This is a genomic window from Streptomyces sp. NBC_01171, assembly GCF_045039805.1.
Classification (GTDB): domain Bacteria; phylum Actinomycetota; class Actinomycetes; order Streptomycetales; family Streptomycetaceae; genus Streptomyces.
The window spans coordinates 4398365-4418944 of the sequence record NZ_CP108609.1 but is presented as its reverse complement, the minus strand read 5'-3'; the positions used below and the strand labels follow the sequence as shown (position 1 = coordinate 4418944).

Here is a 20580-nt window from a genome sequence, read left to right as displayed (position 1 = left end):
CGGTTTACCTCAGCCCTTCCGAAGCAGCAGGCGTGCCTCGCCCACCGTGATGACCGAACCGGTGACCAGTACGCCGCCGCCGGCGAACTCGCCCTCCTCCTCGGCCAGCGTGATCGCGGCCTCCAGCGCCTCGGGCAGCCGGGGCTCGACCTGGACGCGGTCCTCGCCGAACACCTCGACGGCGATGCCCGCCAGTTCGTCCGCGTCCATCGCGCGGTGGCTGGAGTTCTGCGTGACGACGACCTCCGCGAAGATCGGCTCGAACGCCTCCAGCACCCCGCGCACGTTCTTGTCCGCGCTCGCGCCGACCACGCCGATCAGCCGGCTGAAGTCGAACGACTCCCGCACCGCCTCGGCGGTCGCCTCGGCGCCGGCCGGGTTGTGGGCGGCGTCCAGCACGACGGTCGGGGAACGCCGGACGATCTCCAGCCGGCCCGGTGAGGAGACGGCCGCGAACGCCTTGCGCACGGTGTCGATGTCCAGCGGCTCGGCGCGCTCGGCGCCGACGCCGAAGAACGCCTCGACGGCGGCGAGGGCGACGGCCGCGTTGTGCGCCTGGTGGGCGCCGTGCAGCGGGAGGTAGACCTCGGGGTACTCGCCGCCCAGTCCGCGCAGGGTGAGCAACTGGCCGCCGACGGCGACCTGGCGGTCCACCACGCCGAACTCCATGCCCTCACGGGCCACGGTGGCGTTCTCCTCGACGGCCTTCTTCAGCAGCACCTGGGCCGCGTCCACCGGCTGCTGGGCCATGATCACGGTCGAGTCCGGCTTGATGATGCCGGCCTTCTCGGTGGCGATCAGCTCGGGCGTCCCGCCCAGGCGGTCGGTGTGGTCCAGCGAGATCGGCATGACCACGGCGACGTCACCGTCGATCACGTTGGTCGCGTCCCAGCTTCCGCCCATGCCGACCTCGACCACGGCGACGTCCACGGGCGCGTCCGCGAAGGCGGCGTACGCCATGCCGGTGAGCACCTCGAAGAAGGAGAGGCGGTGCTCCTGGGCGGTGTCGACCATCTCGATGTACGGCTTGATGTCTTCGTACGTCTCGATGAAGCGCTCGGCGCTGATCGGGGCGCCGTCCAGGCTGATGCGCTCGGTCACCGACTGCACGTGGGGGCTGGTGTAGCGGCCGGTGCGCAGTTCGAAGGCGCCGAGCAGGGCCTCGATCATGCGGGCGGTGGAGGTCTTGCCGTTGGTGCCGGTGATGTGGATGGAGGGGTACGTGTGCTGGGGGTCGCCCAGTACGTCCATCAGGGCGGCGATCCGGGTGACGGACGGCTCCAGCTTGGTCTCGCCCCAGCGGGTGGCCAGCTCGGTCTCCACCTCGCGCAGGGCGCGGTCCACCTCGGGGTCCTCGGGGCGGGCCGGTACGTCGGCCTCCGGCGGGCCGCCCTGGGTACGCAGGGTGCGGCTGCCCGCCTCGATCACGGCGAGGTCGGGGTCGCGGTCGGTCTCCTCGGCGATGATGTCGTCGAAGTCGGCGAGGGGGTCGGGCGTGTCGTTGTTACCGGGCGAGTCGCTCACGTCGCCCAGTCTACGGAGGGGGTGCCGTGTCGCGCGTGGTGGTCCGACCGCGGGGCCCGTCGTGGCCGGTCGCGCGGTTCCCCGCGCCCCTGGGGAGCCACAGCCGGGCCTCGCTGAACTGTTCTCCCACTTGGCTGCGGGCAGTCGTGCCTCCCCCACTGCCTTGCGGGCCTGGGAGGTGCCCCCAGGCCGCGGGCAGACGACAGCCCCCGGCGCCTGCGCAGCGGGCCGGGGGCTGCTTACGTTCGCTTACGCCTGCGGCAAGCGGTCCAACTGGGACTGGAGGCGGAGCATGTCCTCCTCCGCCTTGGCCAGGCGGGTGCGGATCTTGTCGACGACCGCGTCCGGGGCCTTCGCGAGGAATGCCTCGTTGCCGAGCTTGGCCGTGGCGGCGGCCTTCTCCTTCTCCGCGGCCGCGAGGTCCTTCGCGAGGCGCTTGCGTTCCGCCGCGACGTCGATCGTGCCGGAGAGGTCGAGGGCGACCTCGGCACCGGCGACCGGGAGGGTGGCCGTGGCCGTGAAGGACTCCCCCTCCGGCTGGAGACGGAGGAGCTGGCGGATCGCCGCCTCGTGCGGGGCGAGGGCGGTGCCGGTCAGGGTGAGGCGGGCCGGAACCCGCTGCCCCGGCTGGAGCCCCTGGTCGGCGCGGAAGCGGCGGACCTCGGTGATGACCGACTGGAGGGACTCGATCTCCCGCTCGGCGGCCGCGTCCCGGAAACCGGAGTCGGAGGGCCACTGCGCGATGACGAGCGACTCGCCACCCGTCAGCGTCGTCCACAGCGTCTCCGTGACGAACGGAACCACCGGGTGCAGCAGCTTCAGCGTGACGTCGAGGACCTCGCCCAGGACCCGCTTGGAGACCTCGGCCGCCTCGCCGCCCGCCTGGAAGGTGGTCTTGGACAGCTCGACGTACCAGTCGAAGACCTCGTCCCACGCGAAGTGGAACAGCGCGTCCGACAGCTTGGCGAACTGGTAGTCCTCGTAGTACGCGTCGACCTCGGCCACGACCGAGTTGAGGCGGGAGAGAATCCAGCGGTCCGTGGCGGACATCGCGGACGCGTCCGGCAGCGGCCCCTCGATCGTCGCGCCGTTCATCAGCGCGAAGCGGGTGGCGTTCCAGATCTTGTTGGCGAAGTTCCGCGAGCCCTGGACCCAGTCCTCGCCGATCGGCACGTCGACGCCGGGGTTGGCACCGCGCGCGAGGGTGAAGCGGAGCGCGTCGGAGCCGTACTTGTCCATCCAGTCCAGCGGGTTGACCGCGTTGCCGAAGGACTTCGACATCTTCTTGCCGAACTGGTCGCGGACCATGCCGTGCAGGGCGATGGTGTGGAACGGCGGGGTGCCGTCCATCGCGTAGAGGCCGAACATCATCATCCGGGCGACCCAGAAGAAGAGGATGTCGTAGCCGGTGACCAGGACGGAGTTCGGGTAGAACTTCGCCAGCGACTCGGTCTGCTCGGGCCAGCCCAGGGTGGAGAAGGGCCACAGGCCGGAGGAGAACCAGGTGTCCAGGACGTCGGTGTCCTGGTGCCAGCCCTCGCCGGTGGGCGGCTGCTCGTCGGGGCCGACGCAGACGACCTCGCCGTCGGGGCCGTACCAGACCGGGATGCGGTGGCCCCACCAGAGCTGGCGCGAGATGCACCAGTCGTGCAGGTTGTCGACCCAGTCGAAGTACCGCTTCTCCATCTCCTGCGGGTGGATCTTGACCTTGCCGTCGCGGACCGCGTCACCGGCGGCCTTGGCGAGCGGGCCGACCTTGACCCACCACTGCATGGACAGGCGCGGCTCGATGGTGGTCTTGCAGCGCGAGCAGTGGCCCACGGAGTGGACGTAGGGCCGCTTCTCGGCGACGATCCGGCCCTCGGCGCGCAGCGCGGCGACGATGGCGGAGCGGGCCTCCAGGCGGTCCATGCCCTGGAAGGGGCCGTGGACGGTGATGACGGCGTGCTCGTCCATGACCGTGATGGACGGCAGGTCGTGGCGCTGGCCGATCTCGAAGTCGTTCGGGTCGTGCGCCGGGGTCACCTTGACGGCGCCGGTGCCGAACTCGGGGTCGACGTGCTCGTCGGCGACGACCGGGATGGAGCGGTCGGTCAGCGGGAGCCTGATCAGCTTGCCGACGAGGTGCTTGTACCGCTCGTCCTCGGGGTGGACGGCGACCGCGGTGTCTCCGAGCATCGTCTCGGCGCGGGTGGTGGCGACGACGATCGTCTCGTCCCCGTCGCCGTACTTCATGGAGACGAGCTCGCCGTCGTCGTCCTGGTACTCGACCTCGATGTCGGAGATCGCGGTGAGGCAGCGCGGGCACCAGTTGATGATGCGCTCGGCGCGGTAGATCAGCTCGTCGTCGTAGAGCCGCTTGAAGATGGTCTGGACGGCCTGGGAGAGGCCCTCGTCCATGGTGAAGCGCTCGCGGGACCAGGCGACGCCGTCGCCGAGGCGGCGCATCTGGCCGGAGATCTGGCCGCCGGACTCGCCCTTCCACTGCCAGACACGGTCGACGAACGCCTCGCGGCCGAGGTCGTGGCGGGACTTGCCCTCCTTGCCCAGCTCACGCTCGACGACGTTCTGGGTGGCGATGCCGGCGTGGTCCATGCCGGGCTGCCACAGGGTCTCGTAACCCTGCATGCGCTTGCGGCGGGTCAGGGCGTCGATGATCGTGTGCTCGAAGGCGTGGCCCAGGTGGAGGCTGCCGGTGACGTTGGGCGGGGGGATGACGACGGTGAAGGGCGGCTTGTCGCTCTTCTCGTCGGCCTCGAAGTAGCCCCGCTCCACCCAGCGCTCGTACAGCGGCCCCTCTACGTCGGCCGGCGCGTACTGGGTCGGCAGTTCGGTCTCGGGCGCTGATGGCTGCTGCTGAGCGTTCTCGGTCACGGGGGTCAGTTTAGAGGTGCCGCGGGGTGCTCCCGAAACGCGTTTGTTCTGTAACGGTGCGGCCCCCGGTGCCACCTGTTCTCCCGCCCTGGGCAAGGATGGCGGCAACACCTGAACATCTGGAGGGGAACCCAGCCATGAGCAGCAACCAGCCGGGCCCGTACGGCGGACAGCCCCCGCAGCCGGGTCCTTACGGTCAGGCTGGTCAGCCCGGCCCCTACGGGCAGCAGCCCCCGGCCCAGCCCGGCCCCTACGGCAACCCCGGACCGTACGGTCAGCCCCCGCAGGCCCCGCAGCCGGGCTACGGCTACCCGCAGTCCCCGCCGCCCCCGCCCGGTCCCCCCGCCCCGCCGCAGGCCCCCTACGGCTACCCGCAGCAGCAGGGCGTGCCCCAGCAGCCGGGCCCCTACGCCCAGCCGCAGCAGAACCCCTACGGGCAGCAGCCCCCGCAGGCCCCCTACGGGCAGGCCCCCTACGGCGCCCCGCAACCGCCGGTGCAGGGCCGCAACAACAGCAAGCGGAACGGGCTGATCATCGGAGCGGTGGCCGTGGTGGCCGCCGTGGCGGTGGGCGTCTACTTCCTGACCAGCGGCGGCGGTGGCGGCGGCGAGGTCGCCGACGACGGCCCGCACAAGCTTGTCACGCCCTCGACGGTGCTCTCGGAGTACAAGAAGGGCAAGAGCGACAACGGCGCGATGACCAAGGACGACCTGAAGGACGCCGAGAACTGGGGCGTGGAGGACCCGAAGGACGTCAGCGCCGAGTACGCGGCCGGGAACGTGGACAACCCGCTGAGCAAGAAGGTCATCGAGTTCGGCGGCGTGTACGGCACGATCGCGGACCCGGAGAAGACGGTGGACGAGCTGTTCGCCTACATGAAGGACCAGAGCAGCAAGGACGCCGAGCACAAGTACAAGCTGATCGGTGAGCCGAAGCGGTACGAGCCTGAGGCGCTCGGTGACGCGGTCCTCAAGTGCCAGCAGGCCAAGGGCGACACGTCCGGCAGCGGCGAGGGCGTGCCCAAGGAGATGACGTTCTCCTTCTGCGTGTGGGGCGACCACAGCACCGTCGGCTTCGTGATGCCGATGGACATCGCCACCCTGGCGGCGGGCCGCAGCAGCGACCCGGCGACGGACGCGGAGCTGACCGCCAAGTTCCGCGCGGCGGTCCGCGTCAAGGCGTGACCGGACGGACGAAAGAAGGGCCCCGGCCGGTCGGCCGGGGCCCTTCCTTGTGCTGCTGGGGGTTACGCGGTCTTCTGCTCGCCCTGGCCGCGCCCGCGGGAGTCCCTCGGGATCAGCGTCGGGTTGACGTTGGAGTGCACGACGTCGGCCGTGATGACCACGCGGGCCACATCCTTGCGGGACGGCACCTCGTACATCACCGACATCAGGACCTCCTCCATGATGGCGCGCAGGCCGCGCGCGCCGGTCTGGCGGAGGATGGCCTGGTCCGCGATGGCCTCCAGCGCCTCGCGCTCGAAGTCCAGCTCCACGCCGTCGAGTTCGAAGAGGCGCTGGTACTGCTTGACCAGGGCGTTGCGCGGCTCGACCAGGATCTTGAGCAGGGCCTCACGGTCGAGGTTGTGCACCGAGGTGATGACCGGGAGACGGCCGATGAACTCGGGGATCATCCCGAACTTCACCAGGTCCTCGGGCATGATGTCCTCGAAGATGTCCTTGGACGCCAGCTCGCGCTTGGAGCGGATGGTGGCGCCGAAGCCGATGCCCTTCGCGCCCGCACGCGCCTCGATGATCTTCTCCAGGCCGGCGAAGGCGCCGCCCACGATGAACAGCACGTTCGTCGTGTCGATCTGGATGAACTCCTGGTGCGGGTGCTTGCGTCCGCCCTGCGGCGGCACCGAGGCGGTGGTGCCCTCCAGGATCTTCAGCAGGGCCTGCTGCACGCCCTCGCCGCTCACATCGCGGGTGATCGACGGGTTTTCGCTCTTCCGGGCGACCTTGTCGATCTCGTCGATGTAGATGATGCCCGTCTCGGCCTTCTTGACGTCGTAGTCGGCGGCCTGGATGAGCTTCAGCAGGATGTTCTCGACGTCCTCGCCGACGTAGCCCGCCTCGGTCAGCGCGGTGGCGTCCGCGATGGCGAAGGGGACGTTGAGCATGCGGGCCAGGGTCTGGGCCAGCAGCGTCTTGCCGGAGCCGGTGGGGCCGAGCAGGAGGATGTTGGACTTGGCCAACTCGATGGCGTCCTCGCGGCCTTGGCCGCCGCCGTTCTCACCCGCCTGGACCCGCTTGTAGTGGTTGTACACCGCGACGGAGAGGGCCTTCTTGGCCGGTTCCTGGCCGACCACGTAGCTCTCGAGGAACTCGTAGATCTCGCGGGGCTTGGGGAGTTCCTCCCAGCGCACCTCGCTGGTCTCCGCGAGCTCCTCCTCGATGATCTCGTTGCAGAGATCGATGCATTCGTCGCAGATGTACACACCGGGACCTGCGATGAGCTTCTTGACCTGCTTCTGGCTCTTGCCGCAGAACGAGCACTTGAGCAGATCGCCGCCGTCACCGATGCGTGCCACGGTGTGCTTCCCCTTCGCCTGGGAGACGACTGGACACAGAACGGGTCCAACGACTCCTGGTGCTGCCTTATGTCGACGGTACCTTGCCGGGCCCCGTGTTCGGGCCCCCCTTGGCAGGGTTCACTTTGACGTGCACCCTGCCAAGAGGCCCCGGAAGTGCGCAACCGCGGTCAGCGGACCGCTTCGTTGTTCATCTTGCGGGTGGAGATGATCTGGTCGATGAGGCCGTACTGGAGCGCCTCCTCGGCCGTGAGGATCTTGTCGCGCTCGATGTCCTCGCGGATCTTGTCCAGCGGCTGGTTGGAGTGCTTCGCCAGCATGTCCTCGAGCTGCTCACGCATCCGGGTGAACTCCTTGGCGATGATCTCCAGGTCGGAGAGCTGACCGCGCCCGGTGGAGCCCGCCGGCTGGTGGATCAGCACGCGCGAGTTCGGCAGCGCCATGCGCTTGCCGGGGGTGCCGGCGGCGAGCAGGATGGCCGCGGCCGAGGCGGCCTGGCCCATGCACACCGTCTGGATGTCCGGCTTCACGAACTGCATGGTGTCGTAGATGGCCGTGAGGGCCGTCATGTCACCGCCGGGGCTGTTGATGTAGATCGAGATGTCCCGGTCGGGGTCCATCGACTCCAGGCACAGGAGCTGCGCCATGACGTCGTTGGCCGAGGCGTCGTCGATCTGGACGCCCAGGAAGATCACGCGCTCCTCGAAGAGCTTCGCGTAGGGGTCGTACTCGCGGACGCCCTGGGAGGTGCGCTCGACGAAGCGCGGGATGATGTAGCGGCTCTCGGGGCGGGGGCCCTCGTACATGCCGCTGGCGGCGCCGGGGAAGTTGCTCATGGGGTGTTCACCGTCCTGGTGGCGTTCTGGGAGCTGTCAGTGGCGTGCGTGCGGGGTGGCCGGGCCGGTCAGGCGCCGGTGCCGCCGCCTCCCGGGACGCCCGAGGCGTGCGTGATGATCTCGTCGATGAGACCGTACTCCTTGGCCTCTTCCGGGGTGAACCAGCGGTCGCGGTCGCCGTCGCGGATGATCGCCTCCACCGTCTGGCCGGAGTGCTCGGCGGTCAGCTCGGACATGCGCTTCTTCGTACGCAGCAGGTACTCGGCCTGGATCTTGATGTCCGAGACCGTACCGCCGAGGCCCGCGGAGCCCTGGTGCATCATGATGTCCGCGTGCGGCAGCGCGAAGCGCTTGCCGGCCGCGCCGCCGGTGAGCAGGAACTGGCCCATCGAGGCGGCCATGCCCATGGCGATGGTGACCACGTCGTTCGGGATGTACTGCATGGTGTCGTAGATCGCCATGCCGGCCGTCACCGAGCCGCCGGGGCTGTTGATGTAGAGGTAGATGTCCTTCTCGGGGTCGGCGGCGAGGAGGAGCAACTGGGCGGTGATCTTGTTGGCGATGTCGTCGTCGACCTGCTGGCCGAGGAAGATGATCCGCTCACCCAGCAACCGGTTGTAGACCTGGTCACCGAGGCCACCACCGATGGAGGGCTCGCCGGCGGCGGTAGGCATCAGATTCGTCACGTATCCACCTGCTCGTCTTACGACGGCGCCGGGCCGTCTCACGTTGTCCTGCGTGGTCCTGCTGGGGCTTCGTGGGGGTCCGGTGGCTCCCCTGCCCCTCGTATTCATGGACCCTAACGCTCTGGTCCCCCCGGTGAATCCCGTGGAAGCAGGTGTTCGCCGGGGGCGTAGTGCTGTGTGGTGATGCAGCAGGCCCCCGGGAGACGCGCTTCCGGGGGCCTGCTGTCAGGGTGAGGTGCCTCGGGCTCAGCCCTCGGTCTTCTCGTCGGTGGCCTCGGTGACCTCGGCGGTCTCCTCGGTCTCCTCGTCCTCGTCGTCCAGGTCGACGATCTCGCCGTTGGTGTCCTTGACCGTGGCGGCCTCGACCACGACGGCCAGGGCCTTGCCGCGGGCGACCTCGCCGACGAGCAGCGGAACCTGGCCGCCCTCGACGACGGCCTGGGCGAACTGGTCGGGGGACATGCCGGAGGAGGCGGCGCGGCGCATGAGGTGCTCGGTGAGCTCCTCCTGGTTGACGCCCAGGTTCTCCTTCTTCACCAGCTCGTCGAGGACGAACTGGGTCTTGATGCCCTTGACCGCGGCCTCACGGGTCTCGGTGTCGAACTCCTCGGCGGTCTTGCCCTGGATCTCCAGGTACTTGTCGAGGGTCAGACCCATCTGGCCGAGCTGGTGGTGCTCCAGGTTGTGCTTGCGGGTGTTGACCTCGTCCTCGAGGAGCTTCTCGGGGACGGGGACCTCGACCAGCTCGAGGAGCTTGTCGAGCACGCGCTCCTGGGCCTGGGTGGCCTGGTCGTACTGCTTCATGTTGGCCAGCCGCTTGGTGCTGTCGGCCTTCAGCTCGTCCAGGGTGTCGAACTCGGACGCGAGCTGCGCGAAGTCGTCGTCCAGCTCGGGCAGTTCGCGGGCGGCGACCTGGGTGACCTTGACGGTGACCTCGGCCTCGCGGCCGGCGGCGGAGCCGCCCTTCAGCTCGGAGGTGAAGGTGCCCTCCTCGCCGGCGGACAGGCCCTTGACGGCCTCGTCGATGCCGTCGAGCAGCTCGCCGGAGCCGATGGTGTAGGACACGCCGCTGGCGACGCCGTCCTCCAGCACCTCGCCGTCGACCTTGGCCTCCAGGTCGATCGTCACGACGTCGCCGTCCTCGGCGGCACGCTCGACCGGGGAGGTCGAGGCGAAGCGCTCACGGAGCTGCTCGACCGACTTCTCGACGTCCTCGTCGCTGACCTCGATGGCGTCGACCTCGACCTCGATGCCGGAGTAGTCCGGGATCTCCAGGGTCGGGCGGATGTCGACCTCGGCGGTGAAGTTCAGCGTCTCGCCGTCCTTCAGCTCGGTGATGTCGACCTCGGGCTGGCCCAGCGGGGTCAGCTCGGCCTCGTTGACCGCCTCGGTGTAGAACTTCGGGAGCGCGTCGTTGACGGCCTCCTCGAGCACCGCACCGCGACCGAACCGCTGGTCGATGACGCGGGCCGGGATCTTGCCCTTGCGGAAGCCCTTCACCGTGACCTGCTGGTTGATCTTCTGGTACGCCGCGTCGAGGCTGTCCTTGAGCTCCTCGAAGGGCACCTCGACAGTGAGCCGAACCCGAGTCGGGTTCAGGGTCTCCACGGCGCTCTTCACGGTTCGGTCTCCTTGTGGCTGACTTCTTGGGTTCTGCCGGAGCCAGACAGCCCCGGCGGATAGCCGCCCGGAGGAGTAGCAGGCCATGAGGCCGGACACACGGGCGCGCAGCTTGCATAGTAACCGCAGCCGGTCAGGGCCCCAAAAGGCGATCTTCACGACACCGTGAGCCGGTGGTCGGGGTGGCGGGATTTGAACCCACGGCCTTCCGCTCCCAAAGCGGACGCGCTACCAAGCTGCGCCACACCCCGTCTGGTGCGAGTCGTAGGGTACATGCCCCGGCCGGGCGCGTCGCCGCGTCGCGCGGGGCACCGGGTGCCGCGCCGGGGGCAGCCCAGTAGCAGCCCGGCGGACCGCCAGGTTCGCCCGCACGCCGGGGGCTCCGCTACGATGCCTCCAGTGCCGCGGTCACCGACGCGCGGTGCGCTCTCGCGGGCGTAGCTCAATGGTAGAGCCCTAGTCTTCCAAACTAGCTACGCGGGTTCGATTCCCGTCGCCCGCTCTGCACGACTCAGGGGCCCGGCAGCCGTCACGGCGGCGCCGGGCCCCTGAGCCGTTTCCGGGGGGCCGCGTCGGAGTCCCTCGGAAGGTGCTCCTCAGAAGCTGATGGAGTTGACCATCTCCGCTATCGAGTTGAGGAAGCGGCTGATGGAGGGCGCCATCCCGGTGGAGGCGAGGAAGAAGCCGAAGAGGATCGCCACGATGGCCGGGCCGGCCTTGATGTTCCCTCCTCGCATCAACACCACCAGGATGATCGCCAACAGCAGCACCACGGACAGTGAAATGGCCACAACTGATCACACCCTCGGTCGGTTCGCTCTCCCGGCCTGGAGGCACCGTGCAGCACACCTCCGCCAGAACCATCGTGCCACCAACCAGCCCTCTGTATGCGGCTAGTGACACATCGTCGGCCGGTCGTCCCGGCGCGGGGCGTGCCCGGGCCGCCAATTCGACGCCTCACCAGGGGTGATGGCGACGGTAATTGCCCAACATCATTTCCATACCCACACATCGACCGGGCGGGTAATTCGAATTGAGCGGGGACCGGTCGGCTATGACCCAATTCAGATGGATGAATCGGGACATCGAGGGGCAAAGAACCAGCCCTATTGTGCTCGCCATCACCCCGGTATCGCAGGCAAGTTGTGGGATTTACGGGGTATCCGAAGCCGATAAACGTGAATGACCTGGATGGTTTTACTGACTCACACACGCGAGGCTAGGGTGCCTGAGATGTTCGACGCCTCCCCGTCCCCCGGCCAGACCCGCGCGCCCACGCTCCCGGCTGCCCAGCCGGCGCCGGAGAGACCCGCCAAGCAGCGCGACTCGTTCTTCGACAACGCCAAGTACCTGGCGATCGTGCTGGTGGCGATGGGGCACTCGTGGGAGGCGCTGTACGCGGACAGCCGGATTCTCCGGTCGCTGTACATCTTCGTGTACACCTTCCACATGCCGGCGTTCATCATCATCTCCGGCTACTTCTCGCGCAGTTTCGACATGCGCCCGGACCGGCTGAAGCGCCTGATCACCGGTGTCGCCGTGCCGTACGTCGTCTTCGAGACGGCCTACTCCCTCTTCCGCGACCACTTCGGCCAGGACGGCGAGACCGGGATCACCCTGCTCGACCCGTACTTCCTGTCCTGGTTCCTGGCGGCGCTGTTCGTGTGGCGGCTGACGACCCCGCTGTGGAAGGTCGTGCGCCGGCCGCTGCCGCTGGCCGTCGGCATCGCCATGCTGGCCACCGTCTCCCCCGCGATCAGCAACGACCTCGACTTCCAGCGGCTGTTGCAGTTCCTGCCCTGCTTCGTGCTGGGGCTGTGCCTGAAGCCCGAGCACTTCCGGATGGTGCGTACCCGTGCGATGCGCATCGCCTCGGTGCCGATCGTCGCGGGTGCGCTGGTGGCGGCGTGGCTGGTGGTGCCGCACATCGACTTCGGCTGGTTCTACCGCCGGGACGCCGCCCAGGAGATGGGCGCCCCGTGGTGGACCGGCCCGCTGATGACGCTGGCCCTGCTCGCGTGCTCGGTGGTGCTGACGGCCTGCTTCCTGGCCTGGGTGCCGGGGCGCCGGATGTGGTTCACCTCGCTGGGCGCGGGCACGATCTGCGGCTATCTGCTGCACGGCTTCGTCCTCAAGTACACCCGCTGGGAGGGCTGGTACGACGCCCATTGGCTGCACAGCCCGCTCGGCGCGCTCCTGGTGACCTCCTTCGCGGTCACGGTCGTCACGCTGCTGTGCACGGCCCCGGTGCGCCGGGTGTTCCGGTGCGTGATGGAGCCGAAGATGGAGTGGGCGTTCAAGCAGGACCCCGCCCAGCAGGCGCGGGAGCGTCAACATGGCGGGCAGAAGCAGCCCGTACGGGAGAAGGCGAGCGTGTAGCGCCTCCCCCTCTATCCCTCTTCGGCCTGGCCGAGAAGCGCGCGCATCCGCGTGTACTTCTCGGCCAGTCGCCTGCGGGTCGGCTCGTCCAGCACCGCGAGGCGGGCCGGGTCGGCGTTGTGCGCGAGGTCGGCCCGCTTGACCAGGGCGGCGCCCGGTGTGGCGAGGATGCGGCGGGCGTACTCCTCGGACGGCTCGCCGGGGCGCTTGGTGAGGGCGAGCACGATGGCCTTGGTGCGCGGGGTGAGGGCGGCGCCGTCGAGCCACTCCTCGGTGAGCGCGTCGTCCTCGACGGCGTCGTGCAGCCAGGCCGCCGCGATCTGCTCCTCGTCGCCCCCGCGTGCCCGTACCCCGTCGGCGACGGCCGCGAGGTGTTCGGCGTACGGGCGGCCCGCCTTGTCGGTCTGGCCGGCGTGGGCGCGGCGGGCGAGGTCCTCGACCTGGGCCAGGGTGAGCGGGGTCGGTGTCATCGGCCCAGTCTGGCACCGGGGTTCAGCGGACGGGCGCGGATGCCTCGCGGCAGATCAGCAGCAGCGCGCGGTCGTCGTTGACGTCCTTGGCGACGGCCTCGATGAGGTGCCAGGCGGCACCGTGGAAGCCGCCGGCGACATAGCGGTCGGCCTCGCCGGTGAGGCGGTCGATGCCCTCGACCATGTCCCGGTCGGAGGCTTCCACCAGGCCGTCGGTGAAGAGCATCAGCACGTCTCCGGGCCGGAGGGTGCCCTTCATGGAGTCGAACTGGGCACCGTCGTACACCCCGAGGAGCGGGCCCTCGGCGGCCTTCTCCTCCCAGCGGCCGGTGCCCGCGCTGAGCTGGAGGCCCGGCGGGTGGCCCGCGCAGTACAGCTCGTAGTCGCCGGAGTCGAGGTCGAGCACCAGGTGGATGGAGGTGGCGAAGCCCTCTTCCCAGTCCTGGCGGAGCAGGTAGCCGTTGGCTGCGGGCAGGAAGGAGTGCGGGGGCAGCGAGCCGAGCAGGCCGCCGAAGGCGCCGGACAGCAGCAGGGCGCGGGAACCGGCGTCCATGCCCTTGCCGGAGACGTCGGTGAGGACGACCTCCAGGGTGCGGCCGCCGTTGGTGCGGGCGGCGACGACGAAGTCACCGGAGAAGGACTGGCCGCCGGCCGGGCGCAGCGCCATCTCGTGGTGCCAGCCCCTCGGCAGCTTGGGCAACTCGCTCTGGGCGCGGATGCGTTCGCGCAGGTCGAAGAGCATGGTGCCGCCGCGCCGCCAGGGCACGCCGACCCGGCTGCGGAACTGCGCGGTCAACAGCCCGAAGAACCCGCAGGCGGCGACGACCAGCACGATGCCGGGGGTGACCCTGGAGGGTCCCTCGGTATAGGGGCCGAGCCGTACCGACTCCACGATGAGGGCGGCGGCGGCCGTGGCGTACAGACCGAGCAGGCTGGCCGGGCGCAGCACCAGGCCGCCCGCGACGATCGGGATGACCAGGGTGGCCGGGGAGCACCAGACGGAGTTGGCCAGTGTGAGGGCCATGAGCGTGGGAATGGTGAGGAGCAGGCCGACCAGGGCGATCCAGTCGGGGCCGTCGCCGCGGAAGTAGTCCACCGCGCTTCTGCGCAGCGCGACACGGACCCGGTGCCACTGCATCTTCCACCGGGCCGTGAACGTCTCGGCCTTCGCGCGCCGTTCTCGTCCTGCTGCCATTAGTTCGGGACCCTATCCATCCAGCCGGCCGCATGGCACGGGAGGTCCCACTTGTCCCCCGTGCGGGGCTCACTTCGCGTTTCGACCACGCGGTCCGACTACACAGTGAACGGCACGGGAGGCCGTCCGCGCTGCCACCCGGCGGAAATTCCCCGCCCTCCCGGGCGGCAGGCTGCGCTTACTGGCAGGACGGAACGGGGCGCACGACCGGTTCACGGATGCGCACGGGGCGCACGGGGTTCAGCGGAGCTGGCAGCCGGGGCACCAGAAGAGATTGCGGGCGGCGAGGTCCGCGGTACGGATCTCGGTGCCGCAGAGGTGACAGGGCAGGGTGGCCCGGCGGTAGACGTAGACCTCGCCGCCGTGGTCGTCGACGCGGGGCGGGCGGCCCATCGCGTCGGGGGTGTGCTCGGGGCGGACGGTGTCGATGCGGTTGTGGCGCACGCCCTGGCGCATCAGGGCCACGAGGTCGGCCCAGATCGCGTCCCACTCGGCCCGGGTGAGGTCGCGGCCGGCGCGGTAGGGGTCGATGCCGTGCCGGAAGAGGACCTCGGCGCGGTAGACGTTGCCGACGCCGGCGATGATCTTCTGGTCCATCAGCAGGGCGGCGACGGAGGTGCGGCTGCGCCTGATCCGCTCCCAGGCGGTGGCCGGGTCGGCGTCGGGGCGCAGCGGGTCGGGGCCGAGGCGGTCGTGGATGGCCCGCTTCTCGGTGTCGGTGATCAGCGCGCAGGTGGTCGGCCCGCGCAGGTCGACGTAGGCGGTGTCGTTGGCCAGGCGGAGCCGGACGGTGTCGGTCGGCGGGGGCGCGGGGGCCGGGCCGAAGGCGACCTTGCCGAAGAGGCCGAGGTGGATGTGGACCCAGTCGCTGTCGCGGAAGCCGAGGAAGAGGTGCTTTCCGTGGGCGTCGGTGGTGGTCAGCTCCGCGCCGTTCAGCAGCTCGGCGGCGTCGGTGAACTTGCCCTGGGGGCTGGTCACCAGCGGGGCGGTGCCGGCGAAGCGCTCGGCGTAGTCCTGCGCCAGCCGGTGGATCGTGTGCCCTTCTGGCACGGCCGGGCGTCCTTCCTGGGTTTCCGAGGGCCCCCGCCGCGGTGGGGCGGCGGGGGCGGCGCGGCGTTACTGCTGGGGGTGGTGCGCCGGGATGGGCGGGAGGTCGCCGGTGTTCTCGTACTCCGTCAGCATGTCGATGCGGCGGACGTGGCGCTCTTCGCCGGAGAACGGGGTGTTGAGGAAGATCTCGACGAACTTGGTCGCCTCGTCCTCGGTGTGCATCCGGGCGCCGACGGCGATGACGTTGGCGTCGTTGTGCTCGCGGCCGAGCGCGGCGGTCTCCTCGCTCCAGGCGAGGGCGGCGCGCACCCCCTTCACCTTGTTCGCGGCGATCTGCTCGCCGTTGCCGGAGCCGCCGATCACGATGCCGAGGGACCCGGGGTCCGCGACCGTGCGCTCAGCGGCCCGGAGGCAGAAGGGCGGATAGTCGTCCTGGGCGTCGTAGATGTGCGGCCCGCAGTCGACGGGCTCGTGCCCCGCCGCCTTGAGCCACTCGACGAGGTGGTTCTTGAGTTCGTAGCCCGCATGGTCGGAGCCGAGATACACGCGCATGGACCGAGTGTGTCACGCCCGATTCCGGGCAGCAGCTCCGGGTTCGATCGGGGATATGTGAGACGGGCCATAGAACCTCAAGGAAACCTCAGGTAACAATCCGGATTCAGAGGTTCCCGAATTCGTTCCCCTCAGATTCACTGGACCGCCTCGTACACCGCTCGTGCGAGGCCCCGTACGACGTCGTACGACTGCTTCGCCGTCCGTACGGGAACCGCTCCACCGGCGCAAAGGAATTCCGTCCATGTCCCATGGTTCCGGGCTGCAAGCAGGTCTCAAGAACCGTCACCTTTCGATGATCGCTATCGGTGGTGTGATCGGTGCCGGCCTGTTCGTCGGCTCCAGCACGGGTATCGCCACGGCGGGCCCCGGCATCCTGCTGTCCTATGCCCTCGTCGGCACGCTCGTCGTCCTCGTGATGCGGATGCTGGGCGAGATGTCCGCGGCCAACCCGACCTCCGGGTCCTTCTCCGCGCACGCCGACCGTGCCCTCGGCCGCTGGGCCGGGTTCTCCATCGGCTGGCTGTACTGGTTCTTCTGGGTCGTGGTGCTCGCCGTCGAGGCGACGGCCGGCGCGAAGATCCTGGAGGGCTGGATACCGGCCGTCCCGCAGTGGGGCTGGGCGCTGATCGTGATGCTGGTGCTCACGGCCACCAACCTGGTCTCGGTGGGCTCCTACGGCGAGTTCGAGTTCTGGTTCGCCGGGATCAAGGTCGTGGCGATCGGCGCGTTCATCGTGGTCGGCGTGCTCGCGATCTTCGGTGTGCTGCCGGGTGTCCACAGCGACAAGGCGGGCCTGTCCAACCTCACCGCGCACGGCGGTTTCCTGCCGCACGGGCCGGGCGCGATCCTCACCGGTGTGCTGCTGGTCGTCTTCTCCTTCATGGGCAGCGAGATCGCCACGCTGGCGGCCGGTGAGTCGGAGAACCCGCAGCGTGCGGTCACCAAGTCGACCAACAGCATCATCTGGCGCATCGCGGTGTTCTACCTGGGCTCGATCCTCGTCGTGGTCTCGCTGCTGCCGTGGAACGACCCGTCGATCAAGACCGACGGTTCCTACGTCGCCGCGCTGAACTCGCTCGGTATCGCGCACGCCGGTCAGATCATGAACTTCATCGTGCTGACCTCGGTGCTGTCCTGCCTGAACTCGGGTCTGTACACCGCCTCCCGGATGGCGTTCTCGCTCGGTCAGCGGGGCGACGCTCCCAAGGCGTTCGCGAAGACCAATTCCCGCGGTGTGCCGATGACGGCCATCCTGGCCTCGGTGCTGTTCGGCTTCGTCGCGGTGTTCTTCAACTACAAGTTCCCCGACTCGGTCTTCCTCTTCCTGGTCAACTCCAGCGGCGCGGTCGCGCTCTTCGTCTGGCTGGTCATCTGCTTCTCGCAGCTCCGGATGCGGAAGATCATCCAGCGGGAGTCGCCGGAGAAGCTCGTCGTGAAGATGTGGCTGTACCCGTACCTCACCTGGGCCACGGCCGCCCTGATCGTCTTCGTCCTCGGCTACATGCTGACCGACACGGAACACGACGGCCGCGAGACGGTCCTCCTCTCCCTGATGGTCGCCGCGGTCGTCCTGATCATCGCCTTCGTGAAGCAGTCGATCACGGCGAAGAAGGGCCGGACGGAGATCCCGGCCACCGAGGACCCGGAGAAGGTCCCGACGGCCTGACACCCGCTTCAGCACACGCACCGGAGCCCGGTGCCGCGAGGAGACTTCTCGCGGCACCGGGCTCCGGTGCGTCGCCCTCTACCCTTCCGGCATGGTGACGCGGCGATTCGTCGGTGTGGGAGGGGTGCGGCTCGCATACCGGGTGTGGGGGCCGCCGGAGGGGCCGCCGCTGGTCCTGCTGCCCGCGCTGGGCGAGGTGAGCGGCGACTGGGACACGGTGGCGGCGGTGCTGGCGCGCGGGCGGCGGGTGTACGCGGTGGACCTGCGCGGGCACGGACACAGCGGCTGGCCGGGGGCGTACTCCCTCGAGCTGATGCGCGCCGATGTCCTGGGGTTCCTGGACGCCCTGGGGCTGGACCGGATCGACCTCGTCGGACACTCGATGGGCGGCATCGTGGCGTACCTCGTCGCGTCGGCCCAGCCCGGCCGGGTGGACCGGCTGGTCCTGGAGGACATCGGTGCCCCGTACCCCCGCCCGGCCACGACACCGGAGCGGCCGGACGGGGAGCTGCCCTTCGACTGGGCGATGGTCCGGGCCGTCCGCCGGCAGATCGACACCCCGCCCCCCGAGTGGTCAGCGGCGCTGGGCGGCATCACCGCCAGCACCCTGATCCTGGCCGGCGGCCCCCGGAGCCACATCCCCCAGGAGAGCGTCACCGAGCTGGCCCGCCTGATCCCGGACACCCGGCTGCGCACGATCCCCGTGGGCCATCTGATCCACCGGGAGGCGCCGGAGGCGTTCACGGGAGCGGTGAGCGAGTTCCTGGGCGGCCCGTCCGCCGGCCGGTAGACGGGCGAGGGAGCTGTCAGGAAACGGCGAAGGCCCGCCCCCTCTGTTCGTGGAGGGGGCGGGCCTTCGCCGTCGGGGTTCAGCTCTTGTTCGTCAGCTTCCAGGCCGTGGGGAGTACGCCCATCGCCAGGGCGGCCTTGAGGGCGTCGCCGATGAGGAAGGGGGTGAGGCCCGCCGCGATGGCCGCTGTGGCGGACATGTGGGCCGTGAGGGCGAGGTAGGGGACGCCCACCGCGTAGATGATGGCCTCGCCGAGGAGCATCGTGCCGGCCATGCGCAGCGGGGAGCGGTCCGCGCCGCGGCGGGCGAGGGCGCCGACGGCCGCGGCGGCGAGGAGCATGCCGATGACGTAGCCGAAGGAGACGGAGGCGCCGGAGCCGCCCTGGGCGAACCACGGCACACCCGCGAGGCCGGCGGCGGCGTACAGCGCGAGGGCGGCGAAGCCGCGGCGGGCGCCGAGCGTCGTGCCGACCAGCAGCGCGGCGAAGGTCTGTCCCGTCACCGGCACCGGCGAGCCGGGCACCGGCACCGCGATCTGGGCCGCGAGACCGGTGAGCGCCGCGCCGCCGAGCACGAGGGCGGCGTCGCGCACGCGCGAGGTGGGAAGGAGGTCGGCGAGGACGGCGCCGGGCCGAGCGGTGACGCTGGCGGTGCTCATGGGGACTCCGCGGGTCTGTGGACAGGGACAGGGGGCAACACCGTGACGCTATACCGGGCCTCGTACGCCGATCACCGTCTGTGCTCGACAAAGGCGTGAACAGGGGCTTGGTGGGCTTCGCACAAAGGATGCGTCTTACACCGGAGCCGGAGTGACACCGGTCACCGAGCCGCACCCCGCGCGGTAAACGGACGCAAGCATTCCGTAAGCAGGACGTCCGCATAGCGGACACTTCCCGTGCCCACCGGCCGGCTTCACCCAGACTGGGGGAGTTTTTACCCACCTACCGCACTGGACGAGCCGCGCCGATGCCCAGCACCACCACGCAAGCGCCCCAGGAGCAGAAGCAGGGCGTCCCGCTCTCCTCCGGCCTCAAACAGCGCCACCTGTCCATGATCGCCCTGGGCGGGGTGATCGGCGCGGGCCTGTTCGTCGGCTCCGGCGCCGGTATCGCCGCCGCGGGCCCGTCCATCGTCGTCGCCTACACCCTCTCCGGCCTGCTGGTACTGCTGGTGATGCGGATGCTGGGCGAGCTGTCGTCGGCGTACCCCTCCTCGGGCTCGTTCTCCGCGCACGCCGAGCGGGCGATCGGGCCGTGGGCCGGGTTCACGGTCGGCTGGTCGTTCTGGGTCATGCAGTGCACGGTGGTCGGCCTGGAGGGCATCGGCGCCGGGAAGATCGTCAGCGGCTGGCTGCCCGGGACCCCGCAGTGGGCCTGGGTCGCGCTGTTCATGCTGATCTTCTGCGGCGCCAACCTGACCGCGGTGAAGAACTTCGGCGAGTTCGAGTTCTGGTTCGCCGCCCTGAAGGTCGCCGCGATCTGCGCGTTCCTGCTGCTCGGCGTACTGGCCATCGCGGGTGTGCTGCCCGGCACCCACTCCCCCGGCGCCTCCCACCTCACCGACTTCCTGCCCAACGGTGGCGAGGGCCTGGTCCTCGGCCTGCTCGCGTCGGTGTTCGCGTACGGCGGTCTGGAGACGGTCACCATCGCGGCCGCCGAGTCCGAGGACCCGGTGCGGGGCGTGGCGAGCGCGGTGCGCACCACGATGTGGCGGATCGCGCTGTTCTACATCGGCTCGATGGCCGTCGTGGTCACCCTGGTGCCGTGGGACTCGAAGGAGGTCGTGGAGCGCGGCCCGTACGTCGCCGCCCTGGACAGCCTCGGCATCCCCGGCGCCGGCCGAGTGATGGACGTCGTGGTGCTGGCCGCGCTGCTCTCCGCGATGAACGCCAACATCTACGGCTCCTCGCGCATGCTGCACTCCCTGGTCCAGCGGGGTCTCGGCCCGAAGGTGCTGGCCAAGGTGTCCGGCGGGGTGCCCCGGATCGCGGTCCTGGTCTCCTCCGTCTTCGGATTCGGCTGTGTGCTGCTGAGCTACTGGCGCCCGGACGACGTCTTCATGTGGCTGCTCAACATGATCGGCGCGGTCATCCTGGTGGTCTGGATGTTCGTCGGCGCCTCCCAGCTCCTGCTGCGCCGCCGCGCCGAGCGCGCCGGTGACCCGCCGCCCGCCGTGCGGATGTGGGCGTTCCCGTGGCTGACCTGGGCCGCGCTGCTGGGCATGGTGGTGATCCTGGTCCTGATGGCCCGGCAGCCCGACACCCGCGTCCAGCTCTACTCCACCGGCGGCCTGACCCTGGCCCTGGCGGCGGGCGGTTACGTCTGGCAGCGGGCGCGCGCTCGGAGCTGAGCCCCGTAGAAGCCTCGAAGGCCCCCACGTGCACGACACGTGGGGGCCTTCGC

17 protein-coding genes and 2 tRNA genes are annotated in these 20580 nt (G+C 69.8%); 6 read left to right on the top strand and 13 right to left on the bottom strand.

Features of this window, described 5'->3' with window-relative positions:
* Positions 1–9 precede the first annotated feature (9 nt).
* Together OG448_RS20360 and OG448_RS20355 are read right to left on the bottom strand one after the other, a co-directional pair.
* Positions 10–1524: a bifunctional folylpolyglutamate synthase/dihydrofolate synthase gene (locus tag OG448_RS20360; RefSeq protein ID WP_405555755.1), complete on the bottom strand. Its 1515-nt coding sequence runs from the start codon at positions 1522–1524 to the stop codon at positions 10–12.
* A gap of 249 nt (positions 1525–1773) precedes the next feature.
* A complete protein-coding gene (locus tag OG448_RS20355) occupies positions 1774–4398 on the bottom strand; it encodes a valine--tRNA ligase (RefSeq protein ID WP_405555753.1) in 2625 nt (874 codons plus the stop codon).
* A 137-nt stretch (positions 4399–4535) separates the two neighbouring features.
* Between OG448_RS20355 and OG448_RS20350 the strand changes: the two genes are divergently transcribed.
* Positions 4536–5582, top strand: a complete 1047-nt coding sequence (locus tag OG448_RS20350) for a hypothetical protein (RefSeq protein WP_405555751.1) — start codon at positions 4536–4538, stop codon at positions 5580–5582.
* 62 nt (positions 5583–5644) lie between these two features.
* On the opposite strand, the gene clpX is transcribed toward OG448_RS20350, so the two are convergent.
* The 5 genes from clpX to OG448_RS20325 all read right to left on the bottom strand — a co-directional run bounded on the left by clpX (position 5645) and on the right by OG448_RS20325 (position 10324).
* Positions 5645–6931, bottom strand: coding sequence for an ATP-dependent Clp protease ATP-binding subunit ClpX (clpX, locus tag OG448_RS20345; RefSeq protein ID WP_030814134.1), 1287 nt, complete (start codon positions 6929–6931; stop codon positions 5645–5647).
* A 170-nt stretch (positions 6932–7101) separates the two neighbouring features.
* Positions 7102–7767 carry an ATP-dependent Clp protease proteolytic subunit gene (locus tag OG448_RS20340; protein WP_405555749.1) on the bottom strand — a complete coding sequence of 222 codons (666 nt, stop codon included), beginning with the start codon at positions 7765–7767 and terminating at the stop codon, positions 7102–7104.
* A 68-nt stretch (positions 7768–7835) separates the two neighbouring features.
* Complete coding sequence (locus tag OG448_RS20335; protein WP_030814130.1) at positions 7836–8441, bottom strand: ATP-dependent Clp protease proteolytic subunit; 606 nt, start codon at positions 8439–8441, stop codon at positions 7836–7838.
* Between the two features lie 258 nt (positions 8442–8699).
* On the bottom strand, positions 8700–10073 hold the full coding sequence (tig, locus tag OG448_RS20330; RefSeq protein WP_391291771.1) for a trigger factor: 1374 nt from the start codon (positions 10071–10073) through the stop codon (positions 8700–8702).
* A gap of 174 nt (positions 10074–10247) precedes the next feature.
* Positions 10248–10324: transfer RNA gene (locus OG448_RS20325), tRNA-Pro, on the bottom strand.
* Between the two features lie 180 nt (positions 10325–10504).
* Here OG448_RS20325 and OG448_RS20320 point away from each other — a divergent pair.
* A tRNA-Gly gene (locus tag OG448_RS20320) sits at positions 10505–10575 on the top strand.
* 94 nt (positions 10576–10669) lie between these two features.
* Here the strand turns inward: OG448_RS20320 and OG448_RS20315 are convergent.
* Positions 10670–10864 carry a hypothetical protein gene (locus OG448_RS20315; protein WP_030814126.1) on the bottom strand — a complete coding sequence of 65 codons (195 nt, stop codon included), beginning with the start codon at positions 10862–10864 and terminating at the stop codon, positions 10670–10672.
* A 442-nt stretch (positions 10865–11306) separates the two neighbouring features.
* On the opposite strand from OG448_RS20315, the gene OG448_RS20310 reads away from it, so the two are divergent.
* Positions 11307–12452 carry an acyltransferase family protein gene (locus OG448_RS20310; RefSeq protein WP_405555747.1) on the top strand — a complete coding sequence of 382 codons (1146 nt, stop codon included), beginning with the start codon at positions 11307–11309 and terminating at the stop codon, positions 12450–12452.
* A gap of 11 nt (positions 12453–12463) precedes the next feature.
* On the opposite strand, the gene OG448_RS20305 is transcribed toward OG448_RS20310, so the two are convergent.
* The 4 genes from OG448_RS20305 to OG448_RS20290 form a co-directional block, all read right to left on the bottom strand.
* Positions 12464–12922 carry an HD domain-containing protein gene (locus tag OG448_RS20305; protein WP_405555745.1) on the bottom strand — a complete coding sequence of 153 codons (459 nt, stop codon included), beginning with the start codon at positions 12920–12922 and terminating at the stop codon, positions 12464–12466.
* Positions 12923–12944: 22 nt separating this feature from the next.
* Positions 12945–14117: a PP2C family protein-serine/threonine phosphatase gene (locus OG448_RS20300; protein WP_405555743.1), complete on the bottom strand. Its 1173-nt coding sequence runs from the start codon at positions 14115–14117 to the stop codon at positions 12945–12947.
* A 240-nt stretch (positions 14118–14357) separates the two neighbouring features.
* Complete coding sequence (locus OG448_RS20295; protein ID WP_405555741.1) at positions 14358–15167, bottom strand: Fpg/Nei family DNA glycosylase; 810 nt, start codon at positions 15165–15167, stop codon at positions 14358–14360.
* A gap of 66 nt (positions 15168–15233) precedes the next feature.
* On the bottom strand, positions 15234–15719 hold the full coding sequence (locus OG448_RS20290; RefSeq protein WP_391291776.1) for a ribose-5-phosphate isomerase: 486 nt from the start codon (positions 15717–15719) through the stop codon (positions 15234–15236).
* Between the two features lie 244 nt (positions 15720–15963).
* Between OG448_RS20290 and OG448_RS20285 the strand changes: the two genes are divergently transcribed.
* Positions 15964–17388 (top strand): amino acid permease, encoded by a 1425-nt coding sequence (locus tag OG448_RS20285; protein ID WP_405555739.1) that lies wholly within the window; start codon positions 15964–15966, stop codon positions 17386–17388.
* A 91-nt stretch (positions 17389–17479) separates the two neighbouring features.
* Positions 17480–18178 carry an alpha/beta fold hydrolase gene (locus tag OG448_RS20280; protein WP_405555738.1) on the top strand — a complete coding sequence of 233 codons (699 nt, stop codon included), beginning with the start codon at positions 17480–17482 and terminating at the stop codon, positions 18176–18178.
* Positions 18179–18257: 79 nt separating this feature from the next.
* Here OG448_RS20280 and OG448_RS20275 read toward each other — a convergent pair whose 3' ends face one another.
* The gene (locus OG448_RS20275) at positions 18258–18836 is read right to left on the bottom strand and encodes a biotin transporter BioY (protein WP_405555736.1); all 579 of its coding nucleotides are present in this window, start codon (positions 18834–18836) and stop codon (positions 18258–18260) included.
* A 308-nt stretch (positions 18837–19144) separates the two neighbouring features.
* On the opposite strand from OG448_RS20275, the gene OG448_RS20270 reads away from it, so the two are divergent.
* The gene (locus OG448_RS20270) at positions 19145–20527 is read left to right on the top strand and encodes an amino acid permease (protein ID WP_405555734.1); all 1383 of its coding nucleotides are present in this window, start codon (positions 19145–19147) and stop codon (positions 20525–20527) included.
* The last annotated feature ends 53 nt before the right edge of the window (positions 20528–20580 follow it).